Raw genomic sequence first — 15,139 nt, forward strand, 5'->3', positions numbered from 1 at the left:
TATTGGTTGAGTTTGTTAGTTCATGAGTTTTTGAGTTGATAAGTTATTGTGTTATGCGATAATCATGCGGTGTTTGTCCCGTCAGCCGCTTAAAATATTTGCAGAAGAAGTTCACGTTGGAGCGTCCGGCAGCTCTTTCTTATCAAGATAAGGTGATCGTTTCTGCCGCGACTTATCGTGATGTTTCCCATCATTATCATGTGTGTGATACCATGGGTTGCCAATATGGAGGTGCGCGATGTGGCTGTCCGTATCGTCGATAACGACCACTCGCAACTTTCAGCACGGCTTATCCATCGTGTGGAAGCTTCTAATTATTTCACATTTAGAGGTATATCTGCGTCGTACGATGAAGCATTACGGGATGTAGAAAAGGGGCATGCCGACGTGATAGTAAACATTCCGCGCTCCTATGCACGCGACATTGAGCATGGAAAAGTCCCTCAAGTGCTCATTGCAGCCAATGCTGTGAATGGCACGAAGGGTAGTCTTGGTGCCTCGTATATGGCCAATATTGTGATGCAAAATCTGCCTGTATATCCCGGTAAATCGAATGTTCAAGGCGGTATTGTGACCAAGAATCTCTACAATCTACATCAAGATTACAAGGTATTTATGATTCCGGCGTTCATGGCAATGATTATGATTATGATTTGTGGATTTGTTCCTGCGCTTAATATTGTAGGTGAAAAGGAAGTCGGAACCATCGAACAAATCAACGTAACACCTGTTAGTAAGATGGACTTTATATTGGCTAAGCTCATTCCTTTTTGGTTGATTGCCATCTTAGAACTCACCGTTTGTCTGCTCATATCGTGGCTGTTATATGGCTTAGTGCCTGCCGGTAATGTACTGTTTATCTATCTTTTGGCAGTGTTGTTAGCTATTATTTTCAGCTGTATTGGGCTCATTGTGTCCAACTATAGCGATACCATGCAACAAGCTATGCTCGTGATGTGGTTTATACTGGTGTGTATGATTCTGTTGAGCGGCCTCTTTACGCCCACTCGCAGTATGCCCGACTGGGCTCAAGTGTTGGTTACGGTCATCCCCGTACATTATTTTATAGATGGTATGAGAGCCGTGTTTGTACATGGTGCAGGCTTTGCGGGTATCACTACTCAACTTTTGGCGCTCACCATCTTTGCTCTGTTGATGGGTAGTTGGGCTGTGGTTAGTTATCGAAAGAATGTTTAAAAGGGGGCAGTTGATAAGTTTACGAGTAGACAAGTTAACGAGTTTGGAATGAGAAGTGACGAGTTAGGAGTGATGAGTTTATTGTTTCTTATTTAGAAAGAATCTCTATTGGATGCTTAAATTGAAATAATTACAATTTAATTTGACTCGTATTCTATTATTATTTATCTTTGCTTACATATTCATAGCGTATAGGATGTAATATGAAAAGTACATCTTCGAGCGGATAAGGAAATATGATTGCAGCGCCATCTAAGCGTATTGCGACAAGGAATACATCAATACAAAAAATAAAAACAAAAACATTATGAAGAAGAAATTTATCTGTACTGTATGTGGTTTGGTTGTTGAAGGAACTGAAGCTCCTGAACAATGCCCCGTATGTCATGCTCCAGCAAGCAAGTTTAAGGCTGTTGCTGACATCAAATTAGAGGGTACTAAGACCGAGAAGAACCTACAGACAGCTTTCGCCGGAGAAAGTCAGGCTCATACAAAGTATCTCTATTATGCATCAAAAGCAAAGAAAGAGGGATACGAGCAGATTGCTGCTCTCTTTGAAGAGACTGCTCGTAACGAGCGCGAACATGCTAAATTGTGGTTCAAGTTCTTGCACGGTGGCGACATCCCAACAACTACTGTGAACCTCACAGACGCTGCTACAGGTGAGAATTATGAGTGGACCGACATGTATGTTACAATGGCTAAGGAAGCTATGGAAGAAGGTTTCCCAGAGATAGCTGCTAAGTTTAAGAAGGTAGCTGCTATTGAGAAGCATCACGAGGAGCGCTATCGCAAGCTCTTGAAGAACATCGAAGACAAGGTCGTATTCTCTCGCGACGGTGACAGTATATGGCAATGTCGTAACTGTGGACACATCGTTATCGGCAAGGAAGCACCTGCTGTATGTCCTTGTTGTGACCATCCACAGAGCTTCTTCCAAATAGAAGCCCTCAACTACTAAACTTCTTAGAGTATTAAGAAAATAAGAAAGCCCGCGCTCTCCGGTTGATTGGAGAAGCGCGGGCTTATTGTTTTAGTAAGTTGTCAGGATGGTCTGACCTGCCGGACTCATCCGATATTTGTTCTTAAAGAATCGCTATGCCGGCCATAACGATGCTTACCATCGACATCAACTTAATGAGAATGTTGAGGCTGGGACCCGATGTATCCTTGAAAGGATCGCCCACTGTGTCGCCCACAACGGTGGCTTTGTGACATAGCGAGCCCTTTCCGCCGAACTCACCTTCCTCTACCAGCTTCTTGGCATTGTCCCATGAACCGCCTGCATTGGCCATAAAGATGGCTAAGGTGAACCCTGCCGACAAGCTACCCACCAGCAATCCGAGTACACCGGAGACTCCTAAGACGAGCGCAACGATGATAGGAATGAGGATGGCAAGCACAGATGGGAGTATCATTTCGCGTTGGGCGCTGCGTGTAGAAATCTCTACACACCGCTCATAGTCGGGTGTTGACACCCCTTCAAGGATACCTTTTATCTCGCGAAATTGGCGTCTTACCTCGTCGACCATAGCTCCGGCAGCTCGTCCTACAGCTCCCATGGTGAGTCCACAGAATAGGAATGCCGCCATCGCACCGACCATGGCGCCCACCAATACACGTGGATTCATCAGGTTGACTTGGAAGAATTCCATGAAATCGGGCATGTTGGCAGCCGATGGATTGAACGCCTTTCCGGTTGCATCGACGAATGTTTGTCCATGCTCTACGGCTCTGGACATGGCTATCTTCACCTCTTCTACGTACGATGCAAGCAGTGCCAGAGCGGTAAGAGCGGCCGACCCAATGGCAAATCCCTTACCCGTGGCAGCGGTCGTGTTGCCCAATGCGTCGAGTGCATCGGTGCGTTTACGTATTTCAGGCCCCAATTCGCTCATCTCGGCATTACCTCCTGCGTTGTCAGCAATGGGGCCGTAAGCATCCGTTGCCAGCGTAATACCGAGTGTAGAGAGCATACCTACGGCTGCGATGCCAATGCCATAAAGTCCATGAGAAATACTTTCGGCACTCATTGATAGGTTGAATCCGTTGGCACAAAGGTAGCTTAGCATGATGGCAATGGCTATGGTAACGACAGGAATACAGGTAGATATCATGCCTGTACCGATGCCTTTGATGATGACGGTGGCTGCACCGGTCTGCGAGGCAGCCGCTATACTGCGTGTGGGACGGTAACTTTGTGAGGTGTAATATTCCGTAGCCTGCCCTATAATGACGCCTGCTGCAAGTCCTGTTACTACAGAGAACGACACACCTAGCCAATTATCGAGTTGCAAACCGTATAATATACCGAAGGAAGCAACGGCTATCAAGATGGCAGCTGAGTTGGTTCCACGTCCTAAGGCATGCAACAATTCGCGCATGGTAGCCCCCTCTCGTGTATGCACCAAGTAGATACCAAGGAGCGAAAGGAATATTCCGACGGCCGCAATCACCATGGGTGCGATGACAGCACGTAGTTGCATGTCGCCGTTCATGGCAAAGGCTGTAGCGCCAAGAGCGGCAGTCGACAGAATGGAGCCGCAATAACTTTCGTACAAGTCGGCTCCCATGCCAGCCACATCGCCTACATTATCGCCCACATTATCGGCTATAGTGGCCGGATTTCGTGGGTCGTCTTCGGGAATATCTGCCTCTACTTTACCCACAAGGTCGGCTCCCACATCGGCCGCTTTGGTGTAGATGCCACCGCCCACACGGGCAAATAAGGCTTGCGTGGAGGCTCCCATACCGAATGTCAGCATTGTTGTGGTGATGGTGATAAGGGCTGCATGACTGCCCGAATAGATGGCTGTGAGGATAAGAAACCACAAGGTGATGTCGAGCAAACCTAATCCTACGACTACCAATCCCATTACAGCGCCACTTCGGAAAGCTATCTTGAGGCCTCTATCCAGTCCCTGTCGAGCCGCATTGGCCGTACGTGCAGAAGCATAGGTGGCTGTCTTCATGCCGAAAAAGCCCGATAATCCGGAGAAAAATCCACCTGTGAGGAAGGCAAAAGGAACCCACGGATTCTGTACTTTCAGCACATAAGCCATGAAAGCAAATACCAATGCCAACACCACAAAGACGATACCGACCACGCGATATTGCTGTTTCAGGTAGGCCATGGCGCCTTTTCGTACATGCGCGGCAATCTCTTTCATGCGCGGAGTGCCCTCGCTTTCTTTCATCATATCGCAGAAAAACTTCCAAGCCATAGCCAGTGCGATGACCGAAGCTGCCGGTACCAGCCAGAAAATAATAGGAATCGTATTCATCATATATAGGTATTAAGAAGTTTATATAGTAAAAACCTGTGTTTTCAAACGATCGACTACTATTATCGCAAATTTAATCATAATTTAAAAGAAAAGCAAGTCTGGATGTTGAAAAAAGATTAACTTTGCGTCCAAAATAAACAGTAAGTATAACTATGAAGTCATTATTCACGTTGATTTTATTCTTGTTTGCTGGTTGGCAGACGCAGGTATGCGCCCAAGGAGAGGTGCGCCAATGGGGCATTGAGGCCTCTATGGGGCAGGCAAGTATGGATTGTAACTACGATGCCAGCAGTCTTGATGCTAATAAGGCAAATACGTTTGCGCTTTCGGTAGATTATTATTTGCATCGCCACTGGGCTCTTACGGGCGGTATCTATATGGAACAGCAGGGTTTGTACACCAACCTTTCAACCGGTATCGGACTCATGAAAAACTGGGTTGCAGGTATTCAGGTCGGTGCCAAATGGTATCCATTGGCTCCCAAATGGATTGTTCAGCCTTATGTAGGGGCTAATTTGTACACCAATGTTCTCAATCTGCCACGCCAAAGGGGCGAGAAGAAGGTCACGGCTACACAAGCTTGGAATGGCGACGGGGTGATGACATACGATATTCAGCACGCTATTGGCAGTCTAAGTCCGAAGATAGGTGTTGATATTCGACTCGTCAGTAGTGTTAATCTCACGCTGGGTTGGGATTATCGTTGGGAGTTTTATGGACATACCAACAGCAATATGCGCTACACATCGGGTCCGGTGACGGGGCATGAGTATCCCATGAAGAGCAACAACAGCCGTGGAGTCATCAACATCGGAGTGAAAGTAGACTTCCCTATGCGCAGTGTTTCCGAGGGAACGATGCAGACCTTGCTTGGTGCGATACTCGGTTTGTTGATGCCATCGAAATAGTAAAAAGAGAGAGGGGCGATTTGATGAATTCATCAAATCGCCCCTCTTGGTATATCGTATGTGAATTATACGCGTGCACCGTACTGTTGGTCAAGACCGAAGATAGCAGATTCGCCCATCTTCTTGATGCGGTCTACGATGCCACTTGCAGTAGCTTCCTCTTCCACCTGTTCGCGAACAAACTGCCAAAGGAAGTCTTGTGTAGCCTTATCGCCTTCGGCAATAGCCTTATCCAAAAGGTTATCGATGAACTTGCTTACATGGCATTCGTGCTTATAAGCGTCTTCGAAAGCCTCCAAAGGAGAGTTCCATGTCTGACGAACAGCAGCAATCTGGTTTACAGTAGCTGTTCCGCCACGCTTGATAATGTAGTTAGCCATTTGGTAAGCGTGGTCCATTTCTTCAGCCGATTGCTTTTTCATCCATGTTGAAAAACCCTCAAATCCCTCTTTCTCCATGTAGAACGACATTGAAAGATATAAGTTAGCAGAGTAAATCTCGTTTACTATCTGTCCGTTTAGCGCTTCTTGTAATGTTTCTGAAATCATAATAGTAATTGTATTAATTATTTATTTGGTGCAAATATACGAAAAAGAATCTATCGTTGTGTCGTTTCCTATAGAATTTTAATATTTTTATATTTGCATGTCGAAAAGAAGCCATTATGAATTCATAAAGGCAGGTTGCTCATCTAAAACTCTAAATTTCTTGCTCTTAACTCATCACTCCTCACCCAAAACTTGTCTATTTGTCAACTCAATACAATCTTCCTCTCTTTGGGATAGAGTTGAGGAGAAGTTATTGCAGGGGCGTATCAGCATCGCTGTTTGGGCTTTTCAGCAATGCTGCATGGGCTAGGCAGTAATGCTGAGAAGTGGTTGCAGCAATCTCACCCCGGCTCTTTCCCAAGGAGAGGGAGTATTGGATGTGGGATGAATTCTTTTGCTTGTGAGTCTATAAGTGGATGAGTTATGGGACAAGGCAGGCTAAGATATGTGCTCACATATAATTTATGGTAGCACGGTCAGTACTCCATCGGCTACGCGGAAGTGTACATCGCGGCCACCGAAAGGCATGCCATAGATACGGGTGGGGTCTTCTTGATAGTGCGGACGCGGGTCGAGTTCGAGCGAAGCTTGCAAGGCCGACAGTTCATCGGGGCTATACACCTCTTTTAATAGGTCGATATTCTCTACTCGGAGTCGCTTGATGGGCTGCCGATCTACGAATCCACTGCGGGCATCGGGGTGACAGTCGGCATACACTACGTAGGGTTTGATGTCGTAAATAGGTGTTCCATCCATCAAGTCAGCGCCTTCGACATGAATTACGGGGCCTTGTGTGGTGTTCCATTCCACATGTGACAGACGTACGCAGGAGAGTCCGATGTTATTCGGACGGAACGGACTACGCGTGGCAAACACACCCATCTTGACGTTTCCTCCGAGCAGTGGAGGTCGCACAACAGGACTGTTGGCACGCTGACGGTTGGCCGAAAACTCCCAAATGAGCCATAGATAGTCAAACTCTTCGATGCCTCTGAGCGAGTCGGCATTTCGATATTCGGTTGTAAAGACGATGGTGCCTTGCAGCGACGGAGCCAGTCCGCTCTGTTTGGGAATGCCGAACTTCGATGTAAAAGGTGAATGGAAAGTGGCTATTTGAATCATGTTATATGTCGGATTTTGGTTATATTTGCACGAAATTGAATCATGGAGAAATTACAAAACATACGGGCTATCGCCTTCGATGCGGACGATACGCTGTGGGATTGCCAGTCGCATTTCGACCAAGTAGAGCGTCGTTATTGTGAATTGTTGGCCGAATATGGTGGGGCAGAGGCTATTTCGGCTTCGCTCTTTGATGTAGAAACGGCCAATATGGACGACCTTGGCTATGGCGCGAAAGCCTTTATGCTGTCGTTGGTAGAAAATGCCGTGAAGGTGAGTGAGGGACAAGTAAAGGCCGAAATCATTGCCGAGATATTGCAACTGGGTCGCCAATTGCTGCATATTCATGCTCGTCCGTTGGCCGAGGTGCCCGATACGCTGGCTCGGTTGCGAGCCTGTGGGCGTTTTCGTATGGCTGTATTCACTAAAGGGGAGCTACTAGACCAAGAGAAGAAGTTGCACCGATCGGGGCTGGAACCGTATTTCGACCAAGTCGCTATCGTCTCTGATAAGACGGAGAAAGCCTACCATCAGCTTTGTGAAAACCTAGGTGTGAAGACCGAGGAACTGGTGATGGTGGGCAATTCGTTCCGCTCTGATATAGCTCCAGTGCTCCAAATCGGTGGCAAGGCGGTGCATATACCGTTCCATGCGACGTGGCAACACGAGCACATGGAGGCTTTTGTACATGAGAATCTGCGGACGATTGAGCGGTTCGGTGAACTGCTCAATATCCTCTAATCGGCTAATACTCGGTCTTGCTGTCGCTCTGTTGCCATAGTTCGAAGGCTTCTCTAGCCTCTTCGGGTAGCAGTTTGATGAGTGCTTTTTGGCGGTATTGTGGTGCCAAAGAAATCTCGCGGTAGATGAACTCGTCGTCGAAGCCTATTCGGGCAGCGTCTTTGCGGTTGTTGGCATAGAAGATTCGGTCGATATGCGCCCAATAAATGGCTCCCAGGCACATCGGACATGGTTCGCAACTGGTGTAGATGTCGCAGCCTGTAAGGTCGAAAGTGCCCAGCTTGGCAGTCGCTTGACGGATGGCATTGACCTCTGCATGCGCCGTAGGATCGTGGTCAATGGTGACGCTATTGGACGCTTCGGCAATGATTTCACCATCTTTTGCGATGACGGCACCGAAGGGTCCACCACCGTTTTTTACACTATTTATCGACAAGGCAATGGCCTTGCGCATCAATTCTTTATCGCTCATAGCTTGTTATATTGATTGTAACTTTTTACCAAAGAAAGGCAAATGGGAGCAATGAAAACTTGTTTTCAAATTGCCGAATGCAGCCTTTCTTCTACAAAGATAGGAATCTTATTAGGCTTATCATGCTAATCGGCCTAATAATCTTAACTAACATTAACTCTAAAAAGGTAACATTTGTGCCTTTAGGAGTGTCTGAATCTTTCTACTTTTGCTACCGAAGAATCCTCAAAACCACGTGATAATGAAATATGTGAACGAGACTATCAGGCGACAAGACCGCCTCATGGACAAGGAAAGAGCTATCGAACTGCTGCGTACAAGTGAGTTCGGTGTGTTGTCAATGGCCGATGCCGACAGTACACCTTACGGTATTCCGGTGAACTATGTATGGGATGGAGCCGACAGTATCTATATTCATTGTGCGCCCGAAGGTCGCAAATTACGTATCATCAACAATCATAATAAGGTGTCGTTTTGTCTTGTAGGGCGTGTACACCTGTTGTCCGGACAGTTTACAACAGAGTATGAGAGCGTGGTGTTGACGGGTATTGCCCACGTGGGATTGGACGAAGAGGAGCGCATGAGGGCCTTACATCTACTTATAGATAAACTATCGCCCGACTTCAAAGAGATTGGAGATAAGTATGCTCACAAGAGTTTTCACCGCACAGAGATTATCCGTGTGGACTTCACGGAGTTCAGTGGGAAACGCAAGAAAGTGCATACTGCTGATTAAGAAGATAAAGAATAACAGGTAATTTAAGTTTTGCGAACTTGTGTATGGATAGAAGTTAGTGGGAGTAAAATCCTCTTTGAGGCTTGAAGTTAACAGACGTTTGTTTATTAACTCCTTTATTACTCCAACGTTTTTAAGACGTTTAACTTCCGGATAACTCCAAATTTGAGCATTCATGCGAAACTTATAAATAGTAATTTTAAGGTAAAAAGATTGATATGAAGACTATTTTGGATTTTGAACAGTGGCCACTCGACCTGCTCATCGACTATGTATTGAAGATTCACCATCGCGGTATTCGCGAGCAAGGACCGGAACTCCTAGAACAGTTACAGCGTGTGGCACTGGCTCATAAGGCTGATGCTCCCGACTTACAGAAGGTTGTCGACCACTTCAGAAACAGCCTTGAAGACCTTGATATGCACCTACAGAAAGAGGAAAATGTACTGTTCCCTTTCTGTATGGAGATGTATGAGTCTTATCGTAACGGCCAACAAGCACCGATGTTCCATTGCGGTTCGGTGCAAGGACCTATCTCTGTGATGATGGCCGAACATGCCGATGAGACCGAAAGACATAACCGTATAGCGCAATTGACAAACGATTATACGGCTCCTGAGGGCACCGATGACGATTATCGGGAGGCAATGAGAGGGTTGAAAGAGTTTCGTGAACACCTCGAAGAGCACACTACAGTGGAGAATGAGGTGCTGTTCCCGATGGCTATGCAAGTGGAAATGGCTGGAAGATAAATGTCTTTTTATTTTGAAAAGCCTGCAAATTAGTTTATCTTTGTAGCCTTAACAATTCACTAAATGAAAGATATTTGCTGCGTAGGCCATATTACTCGTGATAAGATAATCACTCCTAAGCAGACTGTAAAGATGGCCGGTGGAACGGCATTTTATTTTGCTTACGGTATTAATCAGCTTCCCCGAAAGGTGGACTTTCAACTCTTGACGAAGGTAGGGGAGGGTTCTATGGACGAGGTTGAGAAGATGAGACAGGCCGGAATTGAGGTGGTTTGCCATCCAAGTAAGCATACCGTGTACTTTGAAAACAAATATGGGGCTAACTCTAACAACCGAACGCAACGCGTATTGGCTAAAGCTGACCCATTCACAGTGGCTGAAATGTACGATATCGAGGCTAAAATCTTTCATTTAGGTTCGCTTCTCGACGACGACTTCTCGCCTGAAACGGTGAAATATCTATCCACAAAAGGACGTATATCTATTGATGTTCAGGGCTATTTGAGGGAAGTTCGGGGTGAGAATGTGCATGCTGTTGACTGGAAAGATAAGGAAGAAATACTGGCTTGCACAGATATATTGAAACTCAACGAGCACGAGATGACAGTCATATCCAACTCGAAGAACCCACGTACGGTGGCTATCCAGTTGCACGAAATGGGTGTCGATGAGGTAGTCATTACACTTGGAAGCTATGGTTCGTTGATTTATTCAGACGGCAAGTTCTATGAGATTCCTGCTTATAAACCTCAAGAGGTGGTCGACGCGACGGGTTGTGGAGATACTTATTCGGCCGGTTATCTGTATTGTCGGTCGCAAGGTTTGGACTGTTTAGAGGCCGGAAAGTTCGCCGCTGCCATGTGTACTTTGAAGCTAGAGCATTCAGGTCCGTTCGATAGAACGATAGAAGAAGTCGAAGAAATTATTCGTGCGGAGAGGCGCTAATGTCTTTTTGAAGATGTATCGCTAATGTCTCGGCATCGAATTCGATGCCGTTTTTCCCAACATATCGGCTTAAAGTGCCGTTTTCGGCCAACTGTTCGGAGGTGCCGATATGTAGTTTTCGCTCGCTATCCAATAACCATAAGCGGTCGGATAATTGCAAAGCTAGTTCTAAATCGTGTGTAGATAGGAATATCGTTTTATTGTGTTGCGCGGCCAATCGACGCAGCAGTTGCATCATGTCTACCTTGCTTGGAAAGTCGAGAAAGGCTGTCGGTTCGTCTAAAAATACAATAGGTGTCTGTTGAGCTAGCGCCTTTGCAATCATGATCTTTTGCCTTTCGCCGTCGCTCAGTGTCTGTATCATACGGTCACTCATGTGCTTCATGCCTACAAGAGTGAGTGCTTCGTCTACGGCTTGGCGGTCTTCGGAGTGCAATCTGCCCCAGAATCCTGTGTAAGGAGCACGTCCCATCTCTACCATCTCGCGTGCCGTGATGTTTTGGATAGTCATTTTTTGCGTGAGAACTACGCTGACCAACCGAGACAGTTCCGCATCGGAAAGACTTGACAACGGCTTTCCACAAATGTCTATACTGCCCTTTAACGGTGGTTGGAAGCCTGCTAATGTGCGCAAAAGGGTCGATTTGCCGACACCATTAGCTCCAAGCAAGCAAGTCAATTCGCCTGCCTGCAACGCGGCCGTCAAGTTGTTGGCCACCTCTTTTACATTGTTGCCTTGTCGATAACCTATTGCTAAGCCACAGAGTGTAATGGTTTCGTTCATATTTACAAAGTTAATGCAAATGAGTGCAATGGAAGTTAACTTCCTAATTGCCGAGTGCCGGTTAACTTCTACAAAGGTAGTGGAAACGTAAGACAATCAGAAATAAAAGCTCAAATACTTAATATGTTGAGCAAAACAACGGCATTATTGTGGGCTTCATCGTGTGCACTGTAAAGTAATGTCACGTCTCCTTGCTCGCTCTCTTGCCTTATCATCGTCTCAAAATCGGCAAAACGAGGGTTTGCTTGTAGTTCTTCTTGGTAACGACGAGCAAACTCTTCGAACTTCTCAGGGGCGTGTCCGAACCACTTACGCAATTCGTTGGTTGGCGCAATCTCTTTTTCCCATAAGTCTATATGGGCTGTTTCCTTCTTCAATCCGCGTGGCCATAGCCGGTCAACGAGAACCCGATATCCGTCTGTATCGGCTACCGGGTCGTATATACGTTTGGTTTTTATCATTTAATCATGATGTCGCGTGCTTTCTGTAAACCCGATGCCAATGATACGGAAGTTGAGGTGTGTCCAATCTCAAAATTGTCGTATACAGGCGATTCAATAGGTGAGCTGAATCCAGAAACGCTGTCAATCTTGCTTGAATCCAAGAACCCTTCGGCACGTCCGGTGAGCATCTTGTGCGGATAACTCTGGTGAGAAATATCAAAAACAATTTTATCTTCGGGAGCGTTGAATACGTAATGAAGCGCTACAGTAGCCTCTGTGAAACCCAAGTTAGGGCCCACATGACCACCGTGCTGGCTCACGCGGTTCAAGATTCCGGCACGTATTTCATCGGCAACAGTGTTGAGTTGTTCTACAGAGAGTCCCTTCAAATCCTTGGGACTGTTGATTTTTTCAATATACATATGATGTTATAGTTTGTTTATCTTGCTTTTTTAATCTGATGATTCACGGTGCAAAGGTAAATAAAAGACTCGTGCATGATACTATAAATATTACATTTATAAGTACCAATATTACAGAATGATTTCTTGATTCAAATGATATTGGGCTTAAGCCGAAGGTTTGCAGGAAAGTAAGTAAGAGATTGTGGAATGATGAAAGGGGAATTTATGCAATTATTCCTAACTTAGTCTTATTTTCATTAAAAAAGATGTCACGGATTCTAATATTATGTACAGGCAACAGTTGTCGTAGCCAAATGGCACATGGTTTCCTGCAATCGCTTGATAAAACATTGGAAGTCTGTTCGGCAGGCACACAACCTGCTGCCCATGTTAATGCTATGGCGGTATCTATGATGCAGGAGATAGGTATTGATATCAGCACCCATACGCCCACATCGGTAGAACGTTATCTAGACCAATGTTGGGATTATGTCATAACGGTATGTGATCATGCTAACGAGACTTGCCCTATATTCCAAGGTAAAGTAGGCAAACGAATGCATATAGGCTTTGAAGATCCCTCTAAGGTGACAGGCTCCCCGGATTTTATATACAATGAATTTGTTAGGGTTCGCGAAGAGATTAAGCGTGAATTCACAAAGTTCTATTTTACAGAGATTACTTCATCTGATTTGCCAAAATGTATATGTAGTAACGGCTAATATTCCATTCAATACGATATAAACATGTTACAGGCTTTTGCAGATTGGCTTTCCTTTCGTTGTATTGGACTAGATTCCCACAGTTCATTGGGCATCGCAGTCAATTTTTTCTTTTATGATACGATGAAGATTTTATTGTTACTCTTCTTTATCAGTATCATCATGGGTATCGTCAATGCTTATTTTCCGATAGAAAGATTGCGCAATTACCTTGTCAACCATAAACTTTATGGTATGCAATATGTTCTGGCTTCGGTCTTTGGTGCAATCACTCCATTCTGTTCTTGTTCGTCTATTCCTCTTTTCATCGGCTTTGTGAAAGGCGGCATTCCATTGGGAGTGACGTTGGCTTTCCTCATTACTTCACCCTTAGTCAATGAGGTCGCTGTCGCTATGTTTCTTGGAACATTCGGTTTCCGAATTACAATAATTTATGTATTGAGTGGTATCTTGCTTGGCGTAGTCGGAGGATTTATACTTAACAAGATACATCTAGATAACTATCTGAGCGAATGGGTTAGGCATATCCAACAGAATTCCACTGTCCAAACAGAAGAATGGGAGCACGACCATGTTACTTTTGTTCAGCGGATGCCATCTATCATCCGCGAAGCATGGAATATTGTGAAAGGTGTCATCATCTATATTTTTGTAGGAATTGGAATCGGGGCAGCCATGCATGGGTATGTTCCGGAATATTACTGTCCGGTAAACCTTTTCCACATATAAAAGTTAAGGGCTAAAATCCGTATTTGGATTTCAGCCCTTTTTGTTACTTTTGTTTTCTTGGTCAAAACTTCAATAACATGGGCAAAAGTACACATTTTATCGGACAGCCGGTCTATAATCAGGTAATAAAATTACTCGATAAGCAACAAATCAAGCAAATTAGCCTTGAAACACCCCGAAGTGAAGCTTATGTGAAGCGTCTTGACGGGTGGACTCACCTTGTCATAATGCTCTTCGGTGTTCTCAAACACTTTGATTCTCTTCGGGAAGTGGAGATTGGCATGAAGGCTGAAGTAAACAAACTACATCATCTTGGCATGGACTATGTCGTCCGTCGTAGTACGCTTGCTGATGCCAACAAGCGTCGCCCACAAGAGTTCTTTGCAAGCGTTTATGCGTACCTCTTAGAGCGTTATGGTTCTTTTTTAGCGGACAGCCGCCCTAAAGGTGAACAGAAGACATGGGAGAAACTTCTGTATATGATGGATTCAACTACGATTACCCTTTTTGACAACATCCTCAAAGGAGTAGGCAGACACCCCAAGAGTGGTAAGAAGAAAGGCGGTATGAAGGTTCATACGGTGATGAAGTATCATGTTGGTGTTCCCATGGTCGTACAGCTTACCTCTGCCGCCACGCATGATCATTATCTACTTAAAGAAGTGCATCTTCCTAAGGATGCTACCCTTACCATGGACAGGGCATACGTTGATTATGCACAGTTCCAGCGACTTACAGAGGAGGGAGTATGCTATGTGACCAAGATGAAGAAGAATCTCACGTATAAGGAGCTATCCTCAGTAACCTATGTAAGTCCTGATGGGCTGGTTATGCATACTGACAAGAAGATTCTCTTTGAGAAGGGAGAGATGAGGCACGAGGCAAGACGAGTGGAACTATGGAGTAATAACTCACATAAGTCAGTTGTCCTATTGACCAATAACCTTGAGCTTGATGTGAAGGACCTTGAGGAGATTTACAAGCGCAGATGGGCTATTGAGTCCCTTTACAAGCAGCTCAAGCAGAACTTCCCACTGCATTTCTTCTATGGTGACAGTGTAAATGCCATACAGATACAGACATGGGTGGTACTCATTGCCAATCTGCTCTGTACCGTTATCTCCAGAATGATAAAAAGACACGTATCCTTCTCGCAGCTGGTAACCATGCTAAGGCTCACACTGATGTATTATACCGATTTTATATCATTTATGGAAAATCCACAGAATGATGAACTCATCATAATAGCTGAAAAGGCAAATTCACCACCAAAAGAACTTGATTTATTTCACTAGGGGGCTTGGATTTCAAAAAAGAATGAGGGTGTGTCAAAATTGATACCCCCTCTT

General features: G+C 45.3%; 15 protein-coding genes and 2 pseudogenes. 10 read left to right on the top strand and 7 right to left on the bottom strand.

Annotated elements, in window-relative coordinates:
• Positions 1 to 180: 180 nt before the first annotated feature.
• Positions 181 to 1,197, top strand: a complete 1,017-nt coding sequence (locus HMPREF3034_RS06955; protein WP_082721724.1) for an ABC transporter permease — start codon at positions 181 to 183, stop codon at positions 1,195 to 1,197.
• Positions 1,198 to 1,504: 307 nt separating this feature from the next.
• Entirely contained in the window at positions 1,505 to 2,158 is a 654-nt protein-coding gene (gene rbr / locus HMPREF3034_RS06960; protein WP_062434311.1) for a rubrerythrin, read from the top strand.
• A 124-nt stretch (positions 2,159 to 2,282) separates the two neighbouring features.
• On the opposite strand, the gene HMPREF3034_RS06965 is transcribed toward rbr, so the two are convergent.
• Positions 2,283 to 4,481 carry a sodium-translocating pyrophosphatase gene (locus HMPREF3034_RS06965; protein WP_062434329.1) on the bottom strand — a complete coding sequence of 733 codons (2,199 nt, stop codon included), beginning with the start codon at positions 4,479 to 4,481 and terminating at the stop codon, positions 2,283 to 2,285.
• A 155-nt stretch (positions 4,482 to 4,636) separates the two neighbouring features.
• On the opposite strand from HMPREF3034_RS06965, the gene HMPREF3034_RS06970 reads away from it, so the two are divergent.
• The gene (locus HMPREF3034_RS06970) at positions 4,637 to 5,392 is read left to right on the top strand and encodes an outer membrane beta-barrel protein (protein ID WP_052052809.1); all 756 of its coding nucleotides are present in this window, start codon (positions 4,637 to 4,639) and stop codon (positions 5,390 to 5,392) included.
• Positions 5,393 to 5,457: 65 nt separating this feature from the next.
• On the opposite strand, the gene HMPREF3034_RS06975 is transcribed toward HMPREF3034_RS06970, so the two are convergent.
• Positions 5,458 to 5,940, bottom strand: coding sequence for a ferritin (locus HMPREF3034_RS06975; protein WP_036896749.1), 483 nt, complete (start codon positions 5,938 to 5,940; stop codon positions 5,458 to 5,460).
• A gap of 462 nt (positions 5,941 to 6,402) precedes the next feature.
• Entirely contained in the window at positions 6,403 to 7,062 is a 660-nt protein-coding gene (gene tsaA / locus HMPREF3034_RS06980; RefSeq protein WP_062434314.1) for a tRNA (N6-threonylcarbamoyladenosine(37)-N6)-methyltransferase TrmO, read from the bottom strand.
• A gap of 42 nt (positions 7,063 to 7,104) precedes the next feature.
• On the opposite strand from tsaA, the gene HMPREF3034_RS06985 reads away from it, so the two are divergent.
• Positions 7,105 to 7,803, top strand: coding sequence for an HAD family hydrolase (locus tag HMPREF3034_RS06985; protein ID WP_036896751.1), 699 nt, complete (start codon positions 7,105 to 7,107; stop codon positions 7,801 to 7,803).
• A gap of 4 nt (positions 7,804 to 7,807) precedes the next feature.
• Here the strand turns inward: HMPREF3034_RS06985 and HMPREF3034_RS06990 are convergent, their stop codons facing one another.
• Positions 7,808 to 8,275: a nucleoside deaminase gene (locus HMPREF3034_RS06990; RefSeq protein WP_036896754.1), complete on the bottom strand. Its 468-nt coding sequence runs from the start codon at positions 8,273 to 8,275 to the stop codon at positions 7,808 to 7,810.
• A 241-nt stretch (positions 8,276 to 8,516) separates the two neighbouring features.
• On the opposite strand from HMPREF3034_RS06990, the gene HMPREF3034_RS06995 reads away from it, so the two are divergent.
• The 3 genes from HMPREF3034_RS06995 (at position 8,517) to HMPREF3034_RS07005 (ending at position 10,708) form a co-directional block, all read left to right on the top strand.
• A complete protein-coding gene (locus HMPREF3034_RS06995; RefSeq protein ID WP_062434317.1) occupies positions 8,517 to 9,011 on the top strand; it encodes a pyridoxamine 5'-phosphate oxidase family protein in 495 nt (164 codons plus the stop codon).
• Between the two features lie 218 nt (positions 9,012 to 9,229).
• On the top strand, positions 9,230 to 9,763 hold the full coding sequence (locus HMPREF3034_RS07000; RefSeq protein ID WP_036896757.1) for a hemerythrin domain-containing protein: 534 nt from the start codon (positions 9,230 to 9,232) through the stop codon (positions 9,761 to 9,763).
• A 63-nt stretch (positions 9,764 to 9,826) separates the two neighbouring features.
• Positions 9,827 to 10,708 (top strand): PfkB family carbohydrate kinase, encoded by an 882-nt coding sequence (locus HMPREF3034_RS07005; RefSeq protein WP_036896758.1) that lies wholly within the window; start codon positions 9,827 to 9,829, stop codon positions 10,706 to 10,708.
• Here the strand turns inward: HMPREF3034_RS07005 and HMPREF3034_RS07010 are convergent.
• From HMPREF3034_RS07010 to HMPREF3034_RS07020, 3 genes and pseudogenes are all read right to left on the bottom strand, one after another.
• Positions 10,686 to 11,492 (bottom strand): ABC transporter ATP-binding protein, encoded by an 807-nt coding sequence (locus HMPREF3034_RS07010; protein WP_036896760.1) that lies wholly within the window; start codon positions 11,490 to 11,492, stop codon positions 10,686 to 10,688. The genes HMPREF3034_RS07005 and HMPREF3034_RS07010 overlap by 23 nt on opposite strands.
• A 110-nt stretch (positions 11,493 to 11,602) precedes the next feature.
• A complete protein-coding gene (locus HMPREF3034_RS07015) occupies positions 11,603 to 11,950 on the bottom strand; it encodes a DUF488 domain-containing protein (protein ID WP_369793919.1) in 348 nt (115 codons plus the stop codon).
• 8 nt (positions 11,951 to 11,958) lie between these two features.
• Positions 11,959 to 12,357 (bottom strand): annotated as a pseudogene (locus tag HMPREF3034_RS07020) (1-deoxy-D-xylulose-5-phosphate synthase N-terminal domain-containing protein); the annotation flags it as partial.
• Positions 12,358 to 12,605: 248 nt separating this feature from the next.
• Here HMPREF3034_RS07020 and HMPREF3034_RS07025 point away from each other — a divergent pair.
• The 3 genes and pseudogenes from HMPREF3034_RS07025 (at position 12,606) to HMPREF3034_RS07035 (ending at position 15,085) form a co-directional block, all read left to right on the top strand.
• The gene (locus HMPREF3034_RS07025; protein WP_082721725.1) at positions 12,606 to 13,061 is read left to right on the top strand and encodes an arsenate reductase ArsC; all 456 of its coding nucleotides are present in this window, start codon (positions 12,606 to 12,608) and stop codon (positions 13,059 to 13,061) included.
• A gap of 24 nt (positions 13,062 to 13,085) precedes the next feature.
• Positions 13,086 to 13,757: pseudogene (locus tag HMPREF3034_RS07030) on the top strand (permease); the annotation flags it as partial.
• Between the two features lie 110 nt (positions 13,758 to 13,867).
• On the top strand, positions 13,868 to 15,085 hold the full coding sequence (locus tag HMPREF3034_RS07035; protein WP_036900995.1) for an IS4 family transposase: 1,218 nt from the start codon (positions 13,868 to 13,870) through the stop codon (positions 15,083 to 15,085).
• Positions 15,086 to 15,139 lie beyond the last annotated feature (54 nt).

Source organism: Prevotella sp. DNF00663 (assembly GCF_001553265.1).
Lineage (GTDB): Bacteria > Bacteroidota > Bacteroidia > Bacteroidales > Bacteroidaceae > Prevotella.